Source organism: Brevibacterium pityocampae (genome assembly GCF_039541555.1).
Lineage (GTDB): Bacteria > Actinomycetota > Actinomycetes > Actinomycetales > Brevibacteriaceae > Brevibacterium > Brevibacterium pityocampae.
Map to the genome: position 1 here is coordinate 503,486 of NZ_BAABGL010000002.1, position 21,105 is coordinate 524,590.

Sequence of the window (21,105 nt, forward strand, 5' to 3'; positions counted from 1 at the left end):
GGTCCTCCCAGTGAAGTCCGATGCGTCGGCGGGGTCGACCGATCGCCGCGACCTGTGGACAGCACTCCGCGGTCGGCCTGTCGGTGACCTCGCGTCGCACCGCTGTGACCTGACGACGTGCGACCCGGTCAGCGGCTCTGCGCCGTGCTCAGGTGGTCGCAGATCCACGATTCCGCACCTCCGAATCAGGGATCTGTGACCATTCGACGTGCGGGAGGGGGAGCTGGGGTGGTCGGGCTGGGCTTGGAATGTTTCGTCGGGTGCTCCTGTTGTCCAGGACATGAAGCTCTCCGTTCTCGATCTCATCCCGGTGCGCGGCGACCAGACCACTGCGCAGGCCCTGCACGCCTCGAAGTCGCTCGTCGGGACCGCCGACCGGCTCGGCTACACCCGCTACTGGGTGGCCGAGCACCACAACATGAAATCCGTCGCTTCGACCTCCCCGGGCATCGAGCTCATGCACCTGGGGCAGGGCACCGAGCGGATCCGCCTGGGCTCCGGCGGCGTCATGCTGCCCAACCACGCCCCGCTCGCCGTCGCGGAGCAGTTCGCGCTGCTGAGCGCCGTCTACGGCGACCGGATCGACCTGGGCATCGGCCGCGCTCCCGGCACCGACCCGATCACCTCGATGGCGATGCGCGGGCACCTGGGTGAGGGCCGGATGGTCGACCGCGAGGGCAACCAGATCGACCCCGTCGAGCAGTTCCCCCAGCACGTCATGGACACCCTCGCGCTGCTCTCGCCCGAGGGTGCCGCGGTCCCGATGTTCGGCGGCCGCGAGCACCGGCTGGCCGCGACCCCGCGGATGACTGCCGCCCCGCACGTGTGGCTGCTCGGCTCGAGCGGCTACTCCGCGCAGCTGTCCGCCGCGCTCGGCCTGCCCTACGTGTTCGCCCACCACTTCTCCGGCCACGGCACCGAGGCCGCCCTCAACCTCTACCGGAACTCCTTCACCCCGACCGCCCACGCCGGCCAGCCCGAGGTGTCCGCCCCGACGACCTTCCTCACCGTCAACGCCGTCGTCGCCGACACCCGCGAGGAGGCGCTCGCGCTCGCCGAGCCGTACATGTTCACCATGGCCAACCTGCGGATCGGCGCCCCGATCACCACGCTGCCCCTCGTCGGCGCGGACGTGGCCGAGAAGATGAGCGCCGGCCACCGCGAGCTCGCGGAGAAGATGCTCAGCACCTGGATCGTCGGCACCCCCGCCGAGGCGGCCGCGCAGCTGCAGGAGACCACCGCCCGGTTCGACGTCGACGAGGTGATGATCCACCCGGTCGCCGGCGCCCGGCCCGAGGACCCGCTCGACGAGGTGCCCGGCCGCACCCGCACCCTCGAGCTGCTCGCCGGCGAGCTCCTGGGCTGAGCTCCGCAGCTCGCCCGAGCCGGGACGCGTACTACGCGGCGGCGGGGCGAGCCCCATCGACTCCACCGCGCACCCGGATCCCGCCGATGAGAGCGGCGATCCCGAGGAGCGCGGCGGCGGCGACGGCACCGCTCGCCAGGTCCGGTGCCCAGCGGAACAGCGCCGTGAGGTCGAGCCCGGTGGCGGCCGGCAGCGCGACGACGAGCGCCGAATAGAGCACCGATCCAGAGCCTCCGTCGGTTGCCGCGCCACCGCCCGCATCAGAACCGTTCCCAGCATCCGCGCCGCCGCCGGCCGCCGCGTCGCCGAGCACATCGGCGGCGAGGGTGCTCGCCGATTCGGCGACGGCCGTCGACCCCGGTTCGCCGTACTCGGGCACGAGCAGGACGACGGCGAGCCCCTTCGCGGGGAGGACTTCCACTCGCGTGAACGCCCCGGGCACCGCGCCCGAATGGTGGATCCGCTCCACCGCGGCCCCGGCGATCTCCGCCGCATCGTAGTTCCACCCCAAGCCATAGCGCGGCGCGATGGCGTGCTCGGTCGCCGCGCCGGTGGGTGCCGCGGCGGCGCGGGACCGGTCATGGAACGCTGCACCCTCCGGGCCCAGATTCCAGCTCGCTCAGGCGGCGAGCTCGCCGAGGTCGCCGCCGAGGTATCCGTAGCCCAGGCCGGTGCCGTCGCAGCGTTCGGGTGCCGGCATGGTGAACCCGAGGAACGGGACGGCGCCCGCCTCCATCTCGGCCTCGCAGCCGCGGGCGTGCTCGGCGGCCGCCTCGGCGAAGGGCGCGTCGGTGATCTCCTCGACGATGGCCTGGAGGACGAGGTAGTTCGTGCTCGCATAGCGGAATCCGTCACCGGGGTCGAGCGGGGCGGGCACATCGTCGAGGACGTCGAGCGCGTGCGCCCCGGGCCGGTGTCGATCCGTCGCGCCGAGGTCATGGCTCAGCCCGCTCGTGTGGGTGAGCAGCCGGCGGACGGTGACGTCCCGTACTGGGTCGGGGAGTCCGGGGAGCACCGAGCCGGCGGTGTCGTCGAGGCCCACGCGACCGCTCTCGACGAGCTCGTCGACGACGGCTCCCGTGATGCCCTTCGACACCGAGCCCCAGCGCACCGCCGCCGAGGCGCCCGCCGGTGCCCCCGTACCATCGCCGTCCGAGGTCGTGGGTGCCGCCATCGAGCCGGTGACCGCTGCCTCCTCGATCCCGTGCTCGCTCACCACCGCGGCGGCGGCACCGGGCACATCGAGCCCGGCGACGAACCGTTCGAGCCCGGGATACGACTGCCGGTCCGACTCACGCGGGTCGGTGACGGCGCCTGTGTCGGTCACGGTGCCGACGGCACTCGCCTCCTGCGCGGCGGCGAGGCCGGTGTGGAGCGGTGCGCTGACCACCGTCAGCGCGAGGACGATGCCGAGGGCGAGAACCGCGGCGAACGCTGAGACGGCCGGCCGGCGGGGATCGGCGGGGCTGGACGACGGGGCGGGGGCAGTGGACATGGGGGCCTCCTGCTTGCCACGCTATCCACCGATCCGCCCGCAGACGGTGGGGAAAGCCGGACCCCCGGTGCGGGTTTCCCCACGGGATCACCCGACGAGGGGCACGGGCCCGCCTCGATCCGACCCGCCTCAGCCGTGCGCGCCCTGCGAGGTCCCGAGGGAGGTCGTCCGGCTCTGTGCCGCGCGCACCCGGATCGACCGGGCGAGGTCGTCGCGGAGCTCGAGGAGGAGCCGGCGCAGCGCACCCGGGGCCTCCGGATTGCGCATGAGCCAGGCGTCCGTGCGTTCGAGCACGTCCGCAGGCCGCTGCGAGCCGTGCGGATAGAGGCCGACGACGAGCCGGCGGGCGATCTCGATCGATCGCGTGCTCCACACCGTGTCGAGCAGTTCGAAGTAGGGCCCGACGAACGGCTCGGTGAGCGGCAGGGCGCTCGGCGCGGTGAAGCCGGCGATCACCGCGGAGATCATGTCGTTGCTGAGCTCGGCGTCCCCGGTGAGCGATTCCCACGCCCGCATCTTGACGATCGGCAGCGGCCGCGCGGCCTGCGCCGTCGCGGCGTGGAGCGCGCCCGAGCCGGTGCGGTCGGCCGCCGCCTCCTGCGCGATCTCCGCGACATCCGCCCAACCGAGAGCGACGAGCGCGATGAGCGCCTTCCACCGCAGCGCATGGTCGATCTCGAGACCCGGGAACTCCTCGAGCCGGCCGGTGAGCAGGGTCGAGGCGAACTCGCGGGCCGCGACGACCGCCGGATCCGCTCCCGAGGCGCCCGCCGGCTCGCCCGTCCCGCCCGCCGTGCGCGCGAGGAGGGAGAGCACGGTGGAGGCGAGGTCGAGCTGCGCGTCGGACCCCGGTTCGGCGGCGACCAGGGAATCGAGTGCAGCGCCGAGCGCACCGGCCACCGCGGCGGGCCGGCCCGCCGGGTCGGCCCAGCGGTCGAGCGCGGTGAGCATCGTCGTGCGCAGCCCGGCGGCGATCCCCGGGTGCGTCTCCTTCGACAGTGCGCGGCAGTACGCGGCGAGGTAGTCCTCGACGGGCAGCAGCCCGTCGCGCAGCGCATTGCCGAGCGCGGACCACACGAGCGCCCGGTGCAGGGGATCGGCCAGCCGGGACACGCTCGACAGCGCCGTCGCCGTCGAGCGCGCATCGAGCCGGACCTTGCAGTAGTCGAGGTCGCCGTCGTTGGGCAGCAGCAGCGCCGGCAGCGGGGTGCCGAGCATCTCCGGCACGTCGCAGTCCGGCACGGCGAAATCGAGGGTCCACGTCTTCGAGCGCTCGAGCACCGGGCCCACCCGGTCGAAGGCCGCGATCGCGAGCCGGTGGGGGCGCACCACCTCGGGCTCGGGCTCGGTGTTGCGCTGCCGGATGCGGATGTCGGAGAGCACCTCCCCGCCCGGGCCGCCCCCGGTCTCCCCGCCCGTACCGGCCTCGGCGGTCTCGACGGCGAGCTCGATCTCGGAGACGCCCACCGTGCCCAGCCAGGCGTCGGCCCAGTGGTGGACGTCGCGGTGGGGTGCGGCCTCGGCGAGGGCGCCGAGGAAGTCCTGGAGCGTCGCGGTGCCGAAGGCATGGGCGCGGAAGTAGCGGCGGCTGCCGTCGAGGAACGCCGCGCGCCCGACGAAGGTCACGAGCTGCTTGAGGACCGAGGCGCCCTTCGCGTACGTGATGCCGTCGAAGTTGAGCTTCGCGGCCTCGACATCGGGGATGTCGGCGACGATCGGATGGGTGGTCGGGTACTGGTCCTGCCGGTACGCCCAGTCCTTGCGGCGCAGCGCGAAGGTCACCCAGCCGTCGGTGTACTCCGTCGCCTCCGCCAGCGCGAGGCCGGCCATGTAGTCGGCGAAGGACTCCTTGAGCCACAGGTCGTCCCACCACCGCATGGTGACGAGGTCGCCGAACCACATGTGCGCCATCTCGTGGAGGATGACGTTGGCCCGCGACTCGCGCATCGAGCGGGTGACCTTGTCGCGGAAGATCAGCGAGTCGGTGAAGGTCACGAGCCCGGGGTTCTCCATCGCGCCGAGGTTGTACTCGGGGACGAACACCTGGTCGTACTTGCCCCACGGGTAGGGGAGGTCGAAGGCGGCGTGGAAGAAGTCGAGGCCCTGCGCGGTGACCCGGAAGATCTCCGCGGCGTCCATGTGCTCGGCGAGGGAGGCGCGGGTGAGCAGGCCGAGCTCGATCGGCTCCCCGGTGACCGGGTGCCGGTAGGTGGTGCGGGCCTCGGCGTAGTTCCCCGCGATGACGCAGGTGATGTAGCTCGAGAGCACCTCGGTGTCGGCGAACTCGTGGCAGGCGATGCCGGCATCGGGGGTGCTGCGCTCGGCGAGCACCGCATTGCTGCGGACCACGAGGTCGTCCGGGGCGAGCACGGTGAACGCGAAGCGGGCCTTGAGGTCGGGCTGGTCGAAGTTCGCGAACACGCGGCGCGCGTCGGTCGGTTCGTACTGGGTGTAGAGGTGGACGGTGTCGTCGGCGGGGTCGAAGAAGCGGTGCAGCCCCTCGCCGGTCCGCGAGTACAGCGCCCGGGCGTGGATGCGCAGGGTGTTCTCCCCGGCCCGCGGGACGAAGCGCACCCGCGCGCCGTCGAACACCTCGGCCGGATCGAGCGGGGCGCCGTTGAGGCTCGCCTCGACGATCCCGGCGGCGATGATGTCGATGAACGTCGGCTCCGACCGGGCGGCGGTGAACTCCACGGTGGTCACCGAATCGAACTCGCGCTGCTCCGGATCGGCGCAGGAGGAGAGGTCTAGGATGGTGGCGTACCGGGAGACCGTGAGCAGGTCGGAGCGATGACGCGCCTCGTCGCGGGTGAGATTGGTCGTCATGGAGCCTCCTTCGACACGGTGCCCCGAACGGACGCCGTGGTCCTGGGCGGCACCGACCGGGTTCCGGCCCGCGCCGCCGCTTCCGCGCCGAGAACGGGTCCCGCTGTCGGCGACACTGCGTCCCAGCATGCCACAGGAGGGAGAACTGCGTGAGTCGTGAGAACGGCAGTCGGCTCCGCCCGAGCGCCTGGCCCGGGCAGGCGGCCGGGCATCTGCGCAACCGCACCCGCCTGGGCGCCCGCCGCACCCGTGCCAATCTGTCCCAGCTCCTCCAGGTCACCGTCGGCGCCACGCTGGCCTACGCCTTCTGCCAGGTCGTGCTCGGCCACGAGTACCCCTTCCTCGCCGCGGTCGCCGCCGCCGTGGGCACCGGGGTGACCGCCGACCGCCGGGTCCGCCGCTCGATGGAGATCGGATTCGGGGCGACCGCCGGGGTGCTCGTCGGGGAGCTCATGCTCGTGACCTTCGGGTCGGGGCTGTGGCAGCTCGCGGTGACGATGATCCTCGGTCTGATGGTCGGCACGATGATCAACTCCGGGGGCATCTTCATCACCCAGATCGGCGTCCAGTCGGTCTACGTCATCACCGTGCCGCAGGCCGCGGCGGCCCAGCCCTTCGACCGGACCGTCGATGCGCTCGTCGGCGCGGTCGTCGCGATCCTCATGGCGCTCATCGTCCCCAACGACGCCCGCAAGGGCCCGCGGGACAAGGCGTCCTCGCTGCTCACCGAGATCTCCGAGACCCTGCTCGAATCCGCCGATGCGCTCGCCCGCGCCGACGCCCATGCCGCCCGCCGGGCTCTGTCGCGGGCGCGGGACACGCAGGGGATCGTCGACTCCTGGCGCTCGACCCTGCGGATCTCCCAGGAGGCCACCCGGATCAACGCCCGTTCGCGGCGCTACGCTGCCGAGGTGACCCGCCTGGCCCGGGCCGTCGAGTTCACCGACCGTGCGATGCGGATGGTGCGGGTGGTCGCGCGGCGGACCCAGGCGATGGCCGAGCTCGGGACCGAGCGTCCGCAGCACGCCGAGCTCGTCCGCGGCCTCGGGGAGGGGGCGCGGCGCTTGCGGGTGGCGCTCGAACGGGGTACCTCGCGCACCCCGGCCGAGGAGTTCCTGTCCGAGGTCGCCGCCCGGCTCGATCCCAACGGCCGGGACGCTGCGGACATGCAGGACCGCACGCTCGTGCTGCTCCTGCGCCCGCTCGCCGTCGACCTGCTCCAAGCGGCCGGCCTGACCGAGGAGGCCGCGCTCGAGCAGCTGCCGGTGCTCAGCGACGACACCGCCGAGGGCCCGCCGGTCGAGTGAGGGTGCCCGGCGCACCCGGCGCACACGTCCGCTCCGAGCGGACTGACAGCACTGCCCGGTAGGGTCGGCGGATATGTCAGCGCTCGCCAGCATTCAAGGTCTCGTGTTCCTCCTCCTCACCGTCGCGGCATTCATCGTCGAACTCGTCGCGTTCATCGACTCGCTGCGCTACCGCGATGAGGTCTATCGCGCCGCCGACAAGCGCTCGAAGACCTTCTGGACCGTGATCCTCGGCATCTCCGCGGTCGTCGGCTTCCTCGCGATGCCGCCGCTGCAGGCGATGCCGATCTTCATCTCGCTGCTCGGATTCGTCGCCGCCGCCGTCTACTTCGCCGACGTCCGCAAGGGCCTGCGCGCCGTCGACCCCCGCTTCCGCAATCGATGACGCAGGACCCCGATCGACCCGGCGCGGACTCCGGCTGGATGTCGGCGTTCGGCTCCGGGGATCCGGTGACGCTGTTCGGCCACGGCTTCTCCGGCGCGATCCGCGATACCCGCCCCTTCGCCTCCGGGATCGCCGGCACCCGGGTGCTCGTCAACCTCGGCGGCCACGGCGGCAGGCCCTCCCCGGGCCCCGGCTGGACCTACGGCACCATCGCCGAACAGCTCGCCGCCGCGCTCGAGGCCTCCCGCGCCACCCGTGCGCTCGGCGTCTCGATGAGCGCCGGCGGACTCGCCCGGCTCATCACCGCAGGCCACCCGGCCGCCACGGGCCTGGAGAAGGTCGCCTTCGTGCTGCCCGCCTCGTGGGCGGGGTTCACTCCCGAGGTGCGCGCGGCCCACGCCGCCCATGTCGAGGCGATCCGCACCCACCTGGCCTCCGGCGATCGCGCCGCGCTGCTCGACGCGCTGCTGGCCCGGGAACCCGCCGAGGTTGCGGACCTGCCGCCGGCCCGTGCCTGGGCGGCCGCGAAGGTCGACGCGCTGTTCGACACCGACATGTCCGACGGCGTGGGCCTCGCGCTCGACAGCGCCGTCGCCGACCCGGCCCGCGCACTCGAGGCGGCCGGGGCCTTCCGCGGCGAGGCGCTCGTCCTCACCCACGAGGACGACCGCTCCCACCCGGTGTCCGTCGCCCGCGACTGCGCGGCGGCCTTCCCGCGCGCATCCCTCGAGGTCCTGCCGGCAGGCAGCATCCTGTGGCGCGGCCGCAGCGAGGTGCGCCGGATCCTCCGGGCCTTCTTCGACGATGAGGAGACCTGAGCGCCCCGGTAGAATCGGATACCGTGCGCATCGCTGTCCTCTCCCTCCACACCTCGCCCGCCGCGCAGCCCGGTCAGGGCGACGCCGGGGGGATGAATGTCTACGTCCGGGCGACGGCCGCCGAACTCGCCCGCGCCGGGCACACGGTGGAGATCTTCACCGCCGACCCGCTCGCCCCGACCACCGGCACCGTCGAGCTCGCCCCCGGGGTGCGCCTCCACCAGCTCGACACTTCCGCCCGGGACAAGACGGCGCTCGCCGACGACGTGCCCGCCCTCGCCGCCGCACTCGCCGCGCACCCCGCGTACGCCGGCTGCGAGCTGATCTGGGCGCACTACTGGATCTCCGCGCTCGCCGGGCTCGCACTCACCGAGCACCCCACCCCCGCGCCCACCCCCGGCCCGCGCCTCGTCGTGTCCTTTCACACGATCGCCGCGGTCAAGGACCGCGACACCGGGGCGGCCCTCGAGCCCGCGCAGCGCCGGCACGCCGAGGAGCGGATCGCCGCCGGTGCGGACCTCCTCGTCGCGAACACGGAGGCGGAGGCCGCGGACATGGTCGACCTGCTCGGTGCGGACCCCGCCCGCGTCGTCACCGCGATGCCCGGCGTCGACCTCGCAACCTTCACCCCCGGGCCCCTGCACACCGCCCGCCGCGCCGTCGGGGAGCAGGACGCGGATCTGCTGCTCCTCTACGTCGGCCGGATGCAGCACGTCAAGGGCACGGACACCGCGGTCGAGGCGCTCGCCGCGCTGGCTCGGTTCGACCCCATGCTCGCCGCGCGCACCCGCCTCGTCATGCTCGGGGCCGCCTCCGGGGAGGGCACCGACCCCGCCGCGGTGAGCGCGCGCATCGACGCCGCCGGGCTGCACGGCCGGGTCGAGATCCTGCCGCCGGTGCCGGCCGCCGTGCTCGCCGACTGGTACCGGGCGGTCGACCTCGTGCTCGTGCCCTCGCGCAGCGAATCCTTCGGGTTCGCCGCCGCCGAGGCGCAGGCCTGCGGGGCACCCGTCGTCGCCTCAGCCGTGGGCGGCCTCACCCACGTCGTCGAGGCCGGCCGCACCGGCCTCCTCATCGCCGAGGACGACCCGCTGACCTGGGCCGAGGGGATCGAGGCCCTCTTGTGCGATCCCGCCGCGCGTGCTCGGATGGGAGCAGCGGCCGCGCAGCGGGCCCGCGAGTTCGACTGGCGCACCTGTGCGGCGACCGTGCTCGCAGCGGTGCCGGCCGCGCCGGACGCCCTGCCCGGGACCGCGGAGGCGAGAGGTGGAGGACCACGATGAATGACTCGACGGACAACGGCACGACGGACGGGACCGCGGCGGGCGGCACGCGGATGCTCTCCCCGGAGGACGCGAGCGAGCTCGCGCTCGCCTGGGCACGGGAGCAGGACCTTGAGGCCGACCGGCTGGGGGAGGCGCACGTCGCCGTCACCCTGCCCGGCGAACGGAAGCTCAAGACCACGGTGTCGATCCGGTGCTCGCCGCGCTCGGTCGACCTCCAGGCCTTCGTCATCCGCCACCCGGACGAGAACCGGGAGAGGTTCCAAGCCTGGCTGCTCCACAAGAACTCGAAGCTCCGCGGGCTGGCGTTCTCCACCGACCCCCTGGGCGACGTCTACCTCGACGCCTCGCTGCCGCGCGAGGCGTGGAACACCGAGGTCCTCGACTCGCTCATGGGCCGCTTCCTCACCGCCGCCGACGAATCCTTCAACGACCTGCTCGTGCTCGGCTTCCTCACCTCGATGAAGCGCGAATGGGCCTGGCGGATCGCACGCGGGGAGTCGACCCGCAACCTCGCGGCCTTCGAGCCCCTGCTCTCCGGTGACGACAACGAGTTCCTCGGCCGGTACTGAACGCCCCCGGGCCCCGGCTTCGGGATGCTCGGGCCCGAACCCCGGAACCGCGTGCGCCCGGCCGCGCACCCGTGGAAGAATGCAGCCATGACGTACAACCTCGTGCTCCTGCGCCACGGCGAGAGCGAATGGAACCAGAAGAACCTGTTCACCGGCTGGGTCGACGTGCCGCTCACCGACAAGGGCCGCACCGAGGCCGCCCGCGCCGGCGAGCTGCTCATCGCCCACGAGCTGCTGCCCGACGTGCTCCACACCTCGCGCCTCAAGCGGGCGATCCTCACCGCGAACCTCGCGCTCGAGGCCGCCGATCGCTCGTGGATCGACGCCAAGCGCACCTGGCGGCTCAACGAGCGCCACTACGGCGCGCTCCAGGGCAAGAACAAGAAGGAGATCCGCGAGGAGTTCGGCGAGGAGCAGTTCATGACCTGGCGCCGGTCCTTCGACACCCCGCCGCCGGTGCTCGACGACTCCTCCGAGTGGTCGCAGGTCGGGGATCCGCGGTATGCGAACCTCGCCGATGCGATCCCGCGCACCGAGTGCCTCGCCGACGTCATCGTCCGCATGCTCCCGTACTGGTACGACGGGATCGTGCCCGATCTGCAGCTCGGACGCACCGTGCTCGTCACCGCGCACGGCAATTCGCTGCGTGCTCTCGTCAAGCACCTCGACGGGATCTCCGACGCCGACATCCCGGGGCTCAACATCCCCACCGGCATCCCGTTGCACTACCAGCTCGACGAGAACCTCACCCCGCTCAACCCGGGCGGCACCTACCTCGACCCGGCGGCCGCCGAGGCCGCGATCGGGCAGGTCGCCGGCCAGGGGCGCTGAGCCCGGCGCACCTCATCGGACCCGATGGTCCGCCCGCTCCTTCAGAGCGCGCGGACCCCGGGTCCGAGGTGTTCCACGACTTCGCCGAGCACCGTGCGCAGCGCCCCGATCGCCGGGGCCCGGTCCATCGAGGCGCGCCACACCAGCCGGATCGTCCGCGCGATCGTCGAGTCGGCGAGCTCGACGGCGACGAGGCCCGGGCCGAGCTCGGGGCGCCCCACCCGGGGCACGAGCGCGAGCGCCCCGGCGTGGGTGACGAACGCGAGCTGCGTGTCGTACTCGAGCGCCCAGTGCTCGATCCGCGGCTGCACGTCGGAGCCGGCGAACAGGCTCAGCAGCCAGCGGTGGCAGATCGCATTGCGCGGGGCCGAGGTCCACGTCTCCGCCCGGACGTCGGCGAGCGTCACCCGGGCGCGTCCGGCGAGCCGGTGGCCGCGGTGCATGATGACGTCGGCCGGGTCGTCGACGAGCGCGGTGGACCGCAGTGTCGCGGGCAGGTGCGTGCGCCGGTCCTCCCAGTCGAAGAGGAGCGCGGCGTCGATCCGGCCGCTGAGGAGCTTCTCGAGGAGCACGTCCGGCTCGTCCTCGATGTTCGCCACCTGGAGATCCGGGGCACGTGCACGAGGAGCGGGAGTGCGGGGGCGAGCAGTCCGCGCAGGCCCGTGCTCGGGCCGCCCACGGTGATGCGGCCGTTCGGCTCGGCGTCGGGGGCTCGGACCTCGGCCTGGAGCTGCTCGAGTGCGCGGAGCACGCCGGCCCCGCGGGCGCACAGCTCGCGGCCGAGGGGGGTGAGCGCGATCCCGCGGCCCGTCCGCTCGGTGAGGTCGCCGCCCACCTGCCGGCCGAGCCGTCGCACCTGGTGGCTGATCGCGGCCGGCGTGTACTCGAGGGCGGCCGCGGCGGCGGTGACGGACCCGGTGGCCTCGACGGCGAGGAGAGTGCGCAGCGCGTGGACGTCGATCATTGAATGATCGTAAACGGAATCAGTGAAGAACGTCAGATGGTCCTACAGTGTCCGGCGTGCGAGCCTGGATCCATGACCTCCCGCGATCGTCTCCTCGCCTGCCTCGTCGTCGTCCTCTGGGGCATCAACTTCCTCTTCATCGAGCTCGGCGTCCGCGATTGGCCGCCGCTGCTCCTCGTGGCCGTCCGCTTCGTCGTCGTGGCGGTGCCGCTCGTCTTCTTCGTCCCGCGCCCCGCGGCTCCGTGGCACCGGGTCGCCGCGGTGGGCCTGCTCATGTCGGCCGGGCAGTTCGGGCTGCTCTACACCGCGATGCACTTCGGGATGACGCCCGGCCTCGCCTCGATCGTGCTCCAGGCGCAGGCGGTGTTCACCGTGCTGTTCTCCCTGCTGTTCCTCGGCGAGCGCCCCACCGTGCGTGTGCTCGTCGGCACGGGGATCGGGTGCGCCGGCCTGCTCGCGATCGCGCTCGGGCTGTCCTCCGGGGTGCCCTCCCTCGGCCTGCTGCTCACCGTCGCGGCCGCCGCGAGCTGGGGTGCGGGCAATGTCGTGGCGCGCTCCGTGCGCGCCGGCGGGCTCAGCCTCACCGTCTGGTCCGGCCTCGTCGTGCCGATCCCGCTGTTCGCCGCCTCGCTCGTCCTCGACGGTCCGGCCGCCGTCGGGGAGGCGCTGCTCCACCCCACCGTCGGGGTGCTCGCCTCCACCGCGTACACCGCCGGCTGCGCCTCACTCATCGGCTACGTCGTGTGGAACGGGCTGCTCTCCCGGCACCGCGCCTCGGAGGTGGCGCCGTACAGCCTGCTCGTGCCGGTCGTCGCGGTGCTCGCCGCGTGGCTCGTGCTCGGCGACATCCCCACCCCGAGCGAGCTCGCCGGAGGCGCGCTGTTGCTGCTCGGCGTCGCGGTCACCTCGGGCGTGCTCCGGTTCCGCCGGCGGAGGCGGGACCGGGGCGGCGGCGCGAGCGGCACCGAGAAGGATGCACCAGACGGCCCCCGGGAACGACGCCGGCGGCCCCTCCCTGGGGAGGAGCCGCCGGGGCGACGGGATCCCTGCGGCGCTCAGGCCTGAGCGGTGCCGGCCCGAGTGCCGCAGGCGCGGTGATCAGTGACGCGGTTCGGTGCGCTGCTCTGCCGCGTCGTTGGCGGAGAGCTCCGGCTCCCAGCTGCCGGTGAGCAGGTACTCGACGCGCTGCGAGACGTTGACGCACTGGTCGCCGAACCGCTCGTAGTAGCGCGACAGCAGGGTGACGTCGGCGATCTGCGAGGGCGTGATCTCCGAGGAGTCGAGTTCGGAGATCATGCTGAACACCCGCAGGTGCTGCTCGTCGAGCTCCTCGTCGATCGCGGTGATCGTCGGCACCGAGTCGAGACCCGGGTTGTCGAGCAGCTGCTGGAGGGCGTGGCCGATCCGGGCCGCCGAGCGCCCCATCAGGACGAAGGTGTCGGCGAAGGCCGCGGGCACCGCGGGCTGGGGGTGGCGGATCCGCACGAGCGAGGCGATGTGACGGGCGAGGTCGCCCATCCGCTCGATCGCGACGCTCATCTTGAGCGCGGAGATCACGACGCGCAGGTCGTGGGCGACGGGTGCCTGCAGGGCGAGGATCTGCGCCGCCTGCTGGTCGACGTGACGCTGGAGGTTGTCGATCGCGGCATCGCCGTCGATCACCGCCTCGGCAAGATCGAGATCATTGGTCTCGAGGGCGCGGGAGGCCTTCTCGACCGCGTCGGCCGCCTTGGTCGTCATGGTGACGAGATCGTCGGCGAGAGCATTGAGCTCGTTCTTGAAGACTTCGCGCATGGTGACGCTTCCTTTCGCAGGGTGCTGCGAACGTGAACGCGGCGTTCGCAGGAATGATTCCGGGCCGACGGCGGGTGTGCGGATCTCCGGCAGTGTCCCACGGTCCCAGGGCGGCGTGAACCGATCCTGGCCCGGAGGTGAACATCTGTCCATATGTTACTCCGGGCCGCAGCGGCCCGGACGCCGCCGTCCGTCCAGCGACTAGGCTGGACATGTGGATCTTCTGGTCGTCGCCGTCCTCACGGGCATCATCGGGCTGGGTCTCGGCATCGCCGGGATCCTCGCGTTCCGGTTCTCGGAGCGCAGCCGCAGCCCGATCGACCTCCACTCCGAGAGCGAGCTCCCCGACGGGATCGCCGAGGTGCTCGCCGTCCTGCCGAGCGCCGCGATCGTCATCGATGCCGGCGACGACGTCGTCAAGGCGTCACCGGCGGCCTACACCTACGGCCTCGTCCGCGGCCACGAGCTCGCTTCCCCGGAACTCCTCGCGGTCGTGCGCCGGGCGCGCATGCGCGGGCTCATCGAGGAGCTCGACTTCGAGCAGCAGCGCAGCTCGAACGCCCGCGTCGCCCGCCACCTCCACGCCCGGGTAGCACCCCTGGGCACGGCGTTCGTCCTCGTCCTGTGCGACGACCAGACCGAGGCGCGCCGCCTCGATGCGGTGCGCCGGGACTTCGTGGCGAACGTGTCGCACGAGCTCAAGACCCCGATCGGGGCGATCACCCTGCTCGCCGAGGCGGTCACCGACTTCGCCGATGACCCCGAGGCGGTGGGCCGGTTCGGCTCCCGCATGCAGCGCGAGTCGAAGCGGCTCGCCCAGCTCGTGCAGGAGATCATCGACCTCTCCCGGGTGCAGGACCACGAGACGCCGGCGGCCACCGAGCTCATCCCGATCGGCCGGGTGATCGAGGACGCCGTCGACCGCGCGACCACCCGGGCGGACGCGAAGAGCATCACGCTCCAGGTGGTGAGCGGCGGGGAGTGGTACGTCGAGGGCAACTTCGAGCTCCTCGTCAATGCGGTGCGCAATCTCGTCGACAACGCCATCAGCTACTCGAACGAGCGCACCCAGGTGGGGATCGGTGCGAAGCTCGACGACGGCCGGATCGCGATCGCGGTGACCGACCAGGGGATCGGGCTGAGCACCGAGGACACGGAGCGGGTGTTCGAGCGCTTCTACCGCGTGGATCCCGCGCGCTCCCGGGTGACCGGCGGGACCGGGCTCGGGCTGAGCATCGTCAAGCACATCGTCGCCACCCACGGCGGCGAGATCCGGGTGTGGAGCAAGCTCGGCCAGGGCTCGACCTTCACCATCCTCCTGCCGATCGCCGGCGGCGACGACGGACGCGCTCTCGAGCAGGCGGCCGAGCAGGGTATTTTGATCAGTACCGGACCGGACCACGAACCCGGGCCGGACCACGAGGCGGGACAGGACGCGGCCCCAGTGGCCGCGGATGCGCCCGTGGACACCACCGAGCAAAGGAAACAGACGACGTGACACGCATTCTGCTCGTCGAGGACGAGGACTCGTTCTCCGACCCGCTGTCGTACCTCCTCGGGAAGGAGGGCTACGAGGTGGTCGTCGCCGAGGACGGTCTGCAGGCGCTCGCCGAGTTCGACCGCAACGGCGCCGATCTGGTGCTGCTCGACCTCATGCTCCCCGGGGCCTCCGGCACCGAGGTGTGTCGCACCCTGCGGGCGAAGTCGAACGTCCCCATCATCATGCTCACCGCCAAGGACTCCGAGATCGACAAGGTCGTGGGGCTCGAGCTCGGGGCCGACGACTACGTCACCAAGCCGTACTCCTCGCGTGAGCTGCTCGCCCGGATCCGTGCGGTGCTGCGCCGCAATGCGGAGCCCGACGCGCTCGTCGATTCCGTGCTCGAGGCCGGCGGGGTGCGGATCGACGTCGACCGCCACGTCGCATCGGTGCGCGGCACGGAGCTGTCCCTGCCGCTCAAGGAGTTCGAGCTGCTCGAGATGCTCGTCCGCAACGCCGGGCGCGTGATGACCCGCGGCCAGCTCATCGACCGGATCTGGGGTCAGGACTACGTGGGGGACACGAAGACCCTCGATGTCCACATCAAGCGGCTGCGCGCCAAGGTCGAGGTCGCGCCCTCGGATCCCAAGCTGCTCGTCACCGTGCGGGGGCTCGGCTACAAGTTCGAAGCCTAGGAGCACACGGAGCGCAGAGAAGGCGGGCACCCGGTTCGGGTGCCCGCCTTGCTGATGCTGGGTGGAGCGCCGGGCCGTGGGCCCGCGTCCGGGAGGTGCGTCAGGGTGCCTGGGTCTCTCCGGCGCCCTGCTCCTCGGCGGCGGTCTCCTCGCCGGTGGGCTCCGCGGCCGGATCGCTGCTCGCACCGCCGGTGGGCGCGAGATCCTGGTACTCGGGCAGGTCGGTGCCGACGACCTGCGTGCGGACAGTCTCGCTCTGGCCGTTGACGCTGACCTCGACGTCGACGAGCGAGCCGGGCTTGCCGCCGAATCCGGTCACGGTGATGGGCTCGGACTCGGATTCCGGGTTCGCGGGGTTCTGGACGAGCGTCTCGCCGGCCGGAACGCTCTCGCTGACGTCGGTGTCGCCGACCGAGATCTCGACCTGGGCGTCCTCGGTCGAGTTGTTGATGACGGTGAAGAACAGGTTCGCCTGCTCCTCGTCCTCCGCCACGAGCATGAGACCGCGGACCGCGACGTCCTCGATGTCCGTCCAGGCGCCGTCGCCGCCGTTGTACTGGTACGCATGGGTCTGCTGGGCCGAGAGCAGGGCTGCGCAGCCGCTGACGGGGATGACGAGCGCCGCAGCAGCGGCGGCCAGGGCGACACGGGTAAGCCGTTTCACGGTTCAAGCTCCTTGAAGTGGCACAACAGAATCATTCTGTATAGTACCCGGTTTTCGATCCCCTGTAGAACGGCGTCCGGCGGAGCGCGGCTGGACGCCGTACGGCACCCGGACGGTCGCCGGGGCGTGACTCCGCCACGGGCGATCAGGACCGCTCCGGACCTCTCACCAGTGTGAACACGAGGTAAAATCCGGCACTCTACCACAGGTGGGGCGGATTCTCGGCGATCTCTGTGGTGTATGTCATGGTAAACTGGAGGTCCGCGAAAGGGGTACAGGAGAATATGAGTTTTCAGGTCGGCGATACCGTTGTCTATCCTCACCACGGAGCAGCGACGGTCCAGGAAATCAAGACTCGCGCCATCAAGGGAGTGGAGAAGCTCTACCTCAAGCTGCAGGTCTCGCACGGGGATCTGACCATCGAGGTTCCGGCCGAGAACTGCGACCTGGTGGGGGTGCGCGACGTCGTCGGCGAAGAGGGCCTCGAGAAGGTCTTCAACGTGTTGCGCGCGGAGATCTCCGAGGAGCCCACGAACTGGTCCCGCCGCTACAAGGCGAACCTCGAGAAGTTCCAGTCCGGTGACGTCATCAAGGTCGCCGAGGTCGTCCGCGACCTGTGGCGCCGCGAGCAGGACCGCGGCCTCTCCACCGGGGAGAAGCGGATGCTCGCCAAGGCCCGCCAGGTGCTCGTCTCCGAGCTCGCGCTCGCGGAGAAGAAGGAAGAGGTCGAGGCCGAAGCCCTCCTGGACGAGGTCCTCGCGTCCTGAGCACCTGCGTCGTCATCCCGGCCGCAGGGTCGGGGACCCGGCTCGGCCACGATCGCCCCAAGGCCTTCGTCGCTCTCGCCGGACGGACGCTCCTCGAGCACTGCGTGCTCGGCACACTCGCCTCGGGCGCGGCCACGGACATCGTGGTCGCCGTGCCCGAGGCGCTCGTGCGTCCGGCCCAGGACATGCTCGATGCCCTGCTCGCCGGTGACGGCGCTGCTCCCGGTGCGCATGGCGTCCGGGTGCGCGTCGTCGCCGGGGGAGCGGACCGGATCGATTCCGTCGCCCACGCGCTCGACGCCGCCGGCGACCCCGAGCTCGTGCTCGTCCACGATGCCGCGCGCTGCCTCGCCCCGCCCGAGGTGTTCGTCCGGGTCGCCGCGGCGCTCCACTCGGGGGCCAGCGCCGTCGTGCCCGTGCTCCCGATGACCGACACCGTCAAGCGCGCGGCGGAGACCGCGCCCGGGGCTCCGGCCGGCACCCGCGAGCGGCTGCTCAGCGACCTCGACCGAGCCGCGCTGCGCCGGGTGCAGACCCCGCAGGGCTTCGCCGCCTCGGTCCTCCGCGAGGCGCACCGGCTGCAGCGCACGGACCCGCTCCCGGCGGCGACCGATGACGCGCAGCTCGTCGAACGGCTCGGCTACGGCGTCGAGGCCGTCGCCGGCGACGAGCGCGCGCTGAAGATCACCCACCCGATCGATCTGCGGATCGCCGGCCTGCACCTCGCCGACGGTGCCGGGATCCGCTCGGAACAGGACCCCTCATGAGTGCGAACGAACCGGTGAATCCCGGCCCCGTGCTGCCCCGGGTGGGCATCGGGGTCGACGTCCATGGCTTCTCCGCGGATCCGGAGCGCCCGATGTGGCTCGCCGGACTGCATTGGGAAGGTGTGACCGGGCTCGAGGGGCACTCCGATTCCGATGCCGTGGCCCACGCCTGCTGCGATGCGCTGTTCTCCGCAGCCGGGATCGGCGACCTGGGCGCGCACTTCGGCACCGACCGGCCGGAGCTCGCCGGCGCCTCGGGAGCGGAGCTGCTCGCCGAGGCCGCACGGCTGGTGCGCGAGGCCGGGTTCGAGATCGGGAACGTGTCCGTGCAGGCGGTGTGCAACCGGCCCAAGATCGGCACCCGCCGGGCCGAGGCAGAAGCCGCGCTCAGCGCCGCCGCCGGTGCGCCGGTCGCGGTGTCGGGTACGACGACGGACGGCCTCGGGCTGACCGGCCGGGGCGACGGTGTCGCCGCGCTCGCCACCGCGCTCGTCCACGCTGCGCGCTGAGCCCGGGACCTGCGCAGACGTTCCGGAGTCGTTCCGGTGCGGTTTCTGCCGAGTGACCGCACCACGGTGACTCGCGAGTCGGCCCGACCGAACTGGCGCGCCTGCGGAACCTGCGTCCCGTGCAGGAGCGAGCCGGGAACCGGCTTGCCGCCCGCGGGCCGGGCGATTCAGAAGCGGGCGGCGCCGTCGTCGGTGATCCAGCCGATCGCGTGGTCGCCGTCGGCGAGCAGCAGCCGAGCCGGCGCGGAGCCGAGCTCGTCGTAGGGGGCGAACACGGAGAGCTGCGCAGTCGAGCCCACGGGGATCGGCGCCTCGGACCGGTCACCGTCCGCTGTCGAGGGTGCGGGCCCGCGAAGCGACACCTCGCGTCCGTCGTCCTGCAGGAGGCGCAGGGCATTGGAGCCGAGCAGGCCCTGCACCTCGACGGACCGGGTGGTGTGCGGGGCGCGGTCGCGGCGCAACCGCTGCAGCGGCGCGATGCGCCGCCAGCCCATCCGGCACAGCATGAGCCCGCCGACGGCGATGACTGCGGACAGGCCGAGCGCGATCGCCGTGGATCCGCTGGTCAGCGGTGCGGAGAAGATCGACACCGCGAGCGAGATCGCGACGACGAGCAGGCCGATGCCGTAGAACAGGTTCCAACCCGGCTGATTGACCTGCGCAGTGATCCACATCTGCTCGTGCCGGCTCAGCGTGTAGTCGGCGCGCGCGGACGGGCCGGATGGTCGGCCGCGACCGGTCGTGACGGGCGGGTGCTCGGAGTCGTGACGCGGGTGCTTCTCGGTGCGGTGGTCGTTCGACATGGCGCGATCCCTTCTCGTGCGACTCCCGGGGCGAGGGGCGCGACGCCCGGGGCGGGCGAGTCGACCTCGGGCCCAGTCGGCGGTCACAGGCCTGGTCTCGAGGATAACGCGCACGCGCCCTGGAGGATTCCCGACCGGCGCCGGGCGAGCGGGATCTGCGGATTCCCGCACCCCGGCGCCTCGGACGCGGCACGTCCGTTCCGCGCCGGCTCCGGCAGAGACCCTGTTCCGCAAGAGTGGGGCTTTCGGCGGAGAGTGGTGGCGTTGATGCCACCACTCTCCGCCGAAAGCCCCACAATCACCTGAGCTGCGGGGCCGAGGAGCGTGCTCGTGCCCTGCTGCGGCTCAGCTCGGGCGGTGGGCGGCTGCCGCCTCGGTGAAGACCCGCTCGCCGAGCGGGCGGAAGTCGACGCCGTTGGGCTCGTACCAGTCGTCGAAGTCGGTGAGCTCCCCGTCGTCGGTGTAGCCGAGTTCCTCGACGACCCCGGTCCACTTCTCCGCGGACGCCTCCATCTGTTCGCGGATGTCCTCCGGCAGCCGGCCCTCGGCGATGAGGTCGTCGACGAGCTGCTCCTGGACATCGGACATGACCTTCTCGGCTTCCGGGTCCATGTCGGTGAACTCGCCTCCGGCCTCGGTCGCGTCGATGACCGCTTGTCGCTGGGCATCCAGGGTGCTCTGGATGATGCCGTGGAAGTGGTCGACCTCGCCATCGAACAGGATCTGCTGGTAGGCGAGAGGAAGGTTCTCGAACGAGGAGCCGGCGACGTGGGCCGCCGTCGCCGAACCGGTCATCCGGGAGTCGGCGAAGGTCGAGACGTGCGGGGCGACCTCGAGCAGACCGGTCGAGCCGGCGACCTGCGGCTGCACGAAGGTGCAGTCCACGGTGCCGCGCTGCAGGGCCTCGAAGGTCTCGCCGTATTCCATCGAGACCGGGCTCGCCTGGAGCGCCTCTGCGATCGCGGTGTGCGCGGTGCCGGCGATCCGCATCTGACGGCCGTTCCAGTCGTCGAGCGAGGAGCCGGTGTCGCGGCACGCGGTCCAGTAGTCGCCGGAGTTCATGAGCGGCGACAGCGGAGTGAGTCCCTTCTCCTTGAAGGACTCGAGGTGCTCCGAGGTGTTCCACCCGAGCTCGGCCATCATCGCCGTCGAGATCGCCTCGCCCGTGAGCGGCGCGGGGGTCGAGTACTGGGTGATCTTGCTGAAGGCGTCGATCGTGGGGAATTCTTCCGGGAAATAGATCGCGGCGTGGAACGCGAGATCGACCCGACCGTCGACGAGTGCGTCCTCGAGCTCGGTATAGCTGGCGATCGCCTGACCCCACACGATCTCGAGGGTGATCTTTCCGTCCGAACGCTCTTCGACGTATTCCTTGAATCGGAGCGCGCTGGCCGCGGTCTCGGATTCCTGTGAGCTCGCGCCCGGCTGGTAGGTCAGGGTGACCGGGTCGAGATCGGCGATCGCGGCGTTGATCTCCTCCTGCGAGGCGCCGTACTCGAATCCCTCACCGCCGCCCTGGCCGCCGCCGCCACCGCCTCCGCCGGCGGAGCCGGCGCACCCGCTCAGGAGCGCGAGCGCGGCTCCGGCGGCGAGCGCCGGGACAGCACGGCAGGTGCGGGCGGAGGTGGACGTGGCGGCAACGGAGCCCCGGCCGGTGCGGGTGAACATGGTCCTGAGTCGATTCATCGTCGGTCCTGCTTCTCTGGGTCCCGAGGGTCGTCGTGTCCCGAGGGGTCGGCCCGGGCGAGGGAGCCCGGAACGCACGCCGATGTGCGTTGA

At 72.0% G+C, this 21,105-nt stretch carries 21 protein-coding genes and 1 pseudogene; 13 read left to right on the top strand and 9 right to left on the bottom strand.

The annotated features are described in order from the left end of the window. The first annotated feature begins 280 nt into the window (after window positions 1–280). Window positions 281–1,366 (top strand): LLM class flavin-dependent oxidoreductase, encoded by a 1,086-nt coding sequence (locus tag ABD883_RS02645; protein WP_137318859.1) that lies wholly within the window; start codon window positions 281–283, stop codon window positions 1,364–1,366. 31 nt (window positions 1,367–1,397) lie between these two features. Here the strand turns inward: ABD883_RS02645 and ABD883_RS02650 are convergent, their stop codons facing one another. From ABD883_RS02650 to pepN, 3 genes are all read right to left on the bottom strand, one after another. Next, a complete protein-coding gene (locus ABD883_RS02650; protein WP_137318860.1) occupies window positions 1,398–1,877 on the bottom strand; it encodes a hypothetical protein in 480 nt (159 codons plus the stop codon). A gap of 108 nt (window positions 1,878–1,985) precedes the next feature. Continuing rightward, window positions 1,986–2,861 (bottom strand): serine hydrolase domain-containing protein, encoded by an 876-nt coding sequence (locus ABD883_RS02655; protein WP_345029608.1) that lies wholly within the window; start codon window positions 2,859–2,861, stop codon window positions 1,986–1,988. A 129-nt stretch (window positions 2,862–2,990) separates the two neighbouring features. Then, window positions 2,991–5,687, bottom strand: a complete 2,697-nt coding sequence (gene pepN, locus ABD883_RS02660; protein ID WP_345029610.1) for an aminopeptidase N — start codon at window positions 5,685–5,687, stop codon at window positions 2,991–2,993. 149 nt (window positions 5,688–5,836) lie between these two features. Between pepN and ABD883_RS02665 the strand changes: the two genes are divergently transcribed. From ABD883_RS02665 to ABD883_RS02690, 6 genes are all read left to right on the top strand, one after another. Then, a complete protein-coding gene (locus ABD883_RS02665) occupies window positions 5,837–6,994 on the top strand; it encodes an FUSC family protein (RefSeq protein ID WP_345029612.1) in 1,158 nt (385 codons plus the stop codon). Between the two features lie 73 nt (window positions 6,995–7,067). Next, on the top strand, window positions 7,068–7,379 hold the full coding sequence (locus tag ABD883_RS02670; RefSeq protein WP_137318864.1) for a DUF2516 family protein: 312 nt from the start codon (window positions 7,068–7,070) through the stop codon (window positions 7,377–7,379). Continuing rightward, window positions 7,376–8,197: an alpha/beta hydrolase gene (locus ABD883_RS02675; protein ID WP_137318865.1), complete on the top strand. Its 822-nt coding sequence runs from the start codon at window positions 7,376–7,378 to the stop codon at window positions 8,195–8,197. The genes ABD883_RS02670 and ABD883_RS02675 overlap by 4 nt, the downstream gene beginning before the upstream one ends. A gap of 23 nt (window positions 8,198–8,220) precedes the next feature. Next, window positions 8,221–9,480, top strand: coding sequence for a glycosyltransferase (locus ABD883_RS02680; RefSeq protein WP_345029614.1), 1,260 nt, complete (start codon window positions 8,221–8,223; stop codon window positions 9,478–9,480). Then, complete coding sequence (locus tag ABD883_RS02685; protein WP_247423393.1) at window positions 9,477–10,052, top strand: YbjN domain-containing protein; 576 nt, start codon at window positions 9,477–9,479, stop codon at window positions 10,050–10,052. Before ABD883_RS02680 ends, ABD883_RS02685 begins: the two co-directional genes overlap by 4 nt. 87 nt (window positions 10,053–10,139) lie before the next feature. After that, entirely contained in the window at window positions 10,140–10,883 is a 744-nt protein-coding gene (locus ABD883_RS02690; protein WP_137318867.1) for a phosphoglyceromutase, read from the top strand. A gap of 41 nt (window positions 10,884–10,924) precedes the next feature. On the opposite strand, the gene ABD883_RS02695 is transcribed toward ABD883_RS02690, so the two are convergent. Next, window positions 10,925–11,482 carry a LysR substrate-binding domain-containing protein gene (locus ABD883_RS02695; RefSeq protein ID WP_345029617.1) on the bottom strand — a complete coding sequence of 186 codons (558 nt, stop codon included), beginning with the start codon at window positions 11,480–11,482 and terminating at the stop codon, window positions 10,925–10,927. A 236-nt stretch (window positions 11,483–11,718) separates the two neighbouring features. Then, window positions 11,719–11,847: pseudogene (locus tag ABD883_RS13755) on the bottom strand (LysR family transcriptional regulator); the annotation flags it as partial. A 72-nt stretch (window positions 11,848–11,919) separates the two neighbouring features. Here ABD883_RS13755 and ABD883_RS02705 point away from each other — a divergent pair. Beyond that, a complete protein-coding gene (locus ABD883_RS02705) occupies window positions 11,920–12,912 on the top strand; it encodes an EamA family transporter (RefSeq protein ID WP_295690289.1) in 993 nt (330 codons plus the stop codon). Window positions 12,913–12,945: 33 nt separating this feature from the next. Here the strand turns inward: ABD883_RS02705 and phoU are convergent, their stop codons facing one another. Continuing rightward, window positions 12,946–13,641, bottom strand: coding sequence for a phosphate signaling complex protein PhoU (gene phoU / locus ABD883_RS02710; protein WP_137318869.1), 696 nt, complete (start codon window positions 13,639–13,641; stop codon window positions 12,946–12,948). Between the two features lie 214 nt (window positions 13,642–13,855). On the opposite strand from phoU, the gene ABD883_RS02715 reads away from it, so the two are divergent. Beyond that, on the top strand, window positions 13,856–15,139 hold the full coding sequence (locus ABD883_RS02715) for a sensor histidine kinase (protein WP_137318870.1): 1,284 nt from the start codon (window positions 13,856–13,858) through the stop codon (window positions 15,137–15,139). Then, window positions 15,136–15,816, top strand: coding sequence for a response regulator transcription factor (locus ABD883_RS02720; RefSeq protein ID WP_137318871.1), 681 nt, complete (start codon window positions 15,136–15,138; stop codon window positions 15,814–15,816). Before ABD883_RS02715 ends, ABD883_RS02720 begins: the two co-directional genes overlap by 4 nt. 100 nt (window positions 15,817–15,916) lie before the next feature. Here ABD883_RS02720 and ABD883_RS02725 read toward each other — a convergent pair whose 3' ends face one another. Further along, window positions 15,917–16,480 carry a hypothetical protein gene (locus ABD883_RS02725; protein WP_345029624.1) on the bottom strand — a complete coding sequence of 188 codons (564 nt, stop codon included), beginning with the start codon at window positions 16,478–16,480 and terminating at the stop codon, window positions 15,917–15,919. Between the two features lie 284 nt (window positions 16,481–16,764). Between ABD883_RS02725 and ABD883_RS02730 the strand changes: the two genes are divergently transcribed. From ABD883_RS02730 to ispF, 3 genes are read left to right on the top strand one after another with little or no spacing between them, the layout of a single operon-like run. Next, a complete protein-coding gene (locus ABD883_RS02730; RefSeq protein ID WP_137318873.1) occupies window positions 16,765–17,247 on the top strand; it encodes a CarD family transcriptional regulator in 483 nt (160 codons plus the stop codon). A gap of 14 nt (window positions 17,248–17,261) precedes the next feature. Continuing rightward, entirely contained in the window at window positions 17,262–18,014 is a 753-nt protein-coding gene (locus ABD883_RS02735; RefSeq protein WP_345029806.1) for an IspD/TarI family cytidylyltransferase, read from the top strand. Beyond that, window positions 18,011–18,523 (top strand): 2-C-methyl-D-erythritol 2,4-cyclodiphosphate synthase, encoded by a 513-nt coding sequence (gene ispF / locus ABD883_RS02740; RefSeq protein WP_137318874.1) that lies wholly within the window; start codon window positions 18,011–18,013, stop codon window positions 18,521–18,523. The genes ABD883_RS02735 and ispF overlap by 4 nt, the downstream gene beginning before the upstream one ends. A 167-nt stretch (window positions 18,524–18,690) precedes the next feature. Here the strand turns inward: ispF and ABD883_RS02745 are convergent, their stop codons facing one another. After that, window positions 18,691–19,326: a hypothetical protein gene (locus ABD883_RS02745; RefSeq protein ID WP_137318875.1), complete on the bottom strand. Its 636-nt coding sequence runs from the start codon at window positions 19,324–19,326 to the stop codon at window positions 18,691–18,693. Window positions 19,327–19,671: 345 nt separating this feature from the next. Beyond that, the gene (dctP, locus tag ABD883_RS02750) at window positions 19,672–20,994 is read right to left on the bottom strand and encodes a TRAP transporter substrate-binding protein DctP (RefSeq protein WP_247423383.1); all 1,323 of its coding nucleotides are present in this window, start codon (window positions 20,992–20,994) and stop codon (window positions 19,672–19,674) included. Window positions 20,995–21,105 lie beyond the last annotated feature (111 nt).

Excerpts from the sequence above, each read along its gene's own strand:
- ABD883_RS02655 (WP_345029608.1), bottom strand. The coding sequence starts at position 2,861 with ATGTCCACTGCCCCCGCCCCGTCGTCCAGCCCCGCCGATCCCCGCCGG.
- ABD883_RS02670 (WP_137318864.1), top strand. The coding sequence starts at position 7,068 with ATGTCAGCGCTCGCCAGCATTCAAGGTCTCGTGTTCCTCCTCCTCACC.
- phoU (WP_137318869.1), bottom strand. The coding sequence starts at position 13,641 with ATGCGCGAAGTCTTCAAGAACGAGCTCAATGCTCTCGCCGACGATCTC.
- ABD883_RS02645 (WP_137318859.1), top strand. The coding sequence starts at position 281 with ATGAAGCTCTCCGTTCTCGATCTCATCCCGGTGCGCGGCGACCAGACC.
- ABD883_RS02730 (WP_137318873.1), top strand. The coding sequence starts at position 16,765 with ATGAGTTTTCAGGTCGGCGATACCGTTGTCTATCCTCACCACGGAGCA.
- ABD883_RS02705 (WP_295690289.1), top strand. The coding sequence starts at position 11,920 with ATGACCTCCCGCGATCGTCTCCTCGCCTGCCTCGTCGTCGTCCTCTGG.
- ABD883_RS02685 (WP_247423393.1), top strand. The coding sequence starts at position 9,477 with ATGAATGACTCGACGGACAACGGCACGACGGACGGGACCGCGGCGGGC.
- ispF (WP_137318874.1), top strand. The coding sequence starts at position 18,011 with ATGAGTGCGAACGAACCGGTGAATCCCGGCCCCGTGCTGCCCCGGGTG.
- dctP (WP_247423383.1), bottom strand. The coding sequence starts at position 20,994 with ATGTTCACCCGCACCGGCCGGGGCTCCGTTGCCGCCACGTCCACCTCC.
- ABD883_RS02745 (WP_137318875.1), bottom strand. The coding sequence starts at position 19,326 with ATGTCGAACGACCACCGCACCGAGAAGCACCCGCGTCACGACTCCGAG.
- pepN (WP_345029610.1), bottom strand. The coding sequence starts at position 5,687 with ATGACGACCAATCTCACCCGCGACGAGGCGCGTCATCGCTCCGACCTG.
- ABD883_RS02690 (WP_137318867.1), top strand. The coding sequence starts at position 10,140 with ATGACGTACAACCTCGTGCTCCTGCGCCACGGCGAGAGCGAATGGAAC.
- ABD883_RS02675 (WP_137318865.1), top strand. The coding sequence starts at position 7,376 with ATGACGCAGGACCCCGATCGACCCGGCGCGGACTCCGGCTGGATGTCG.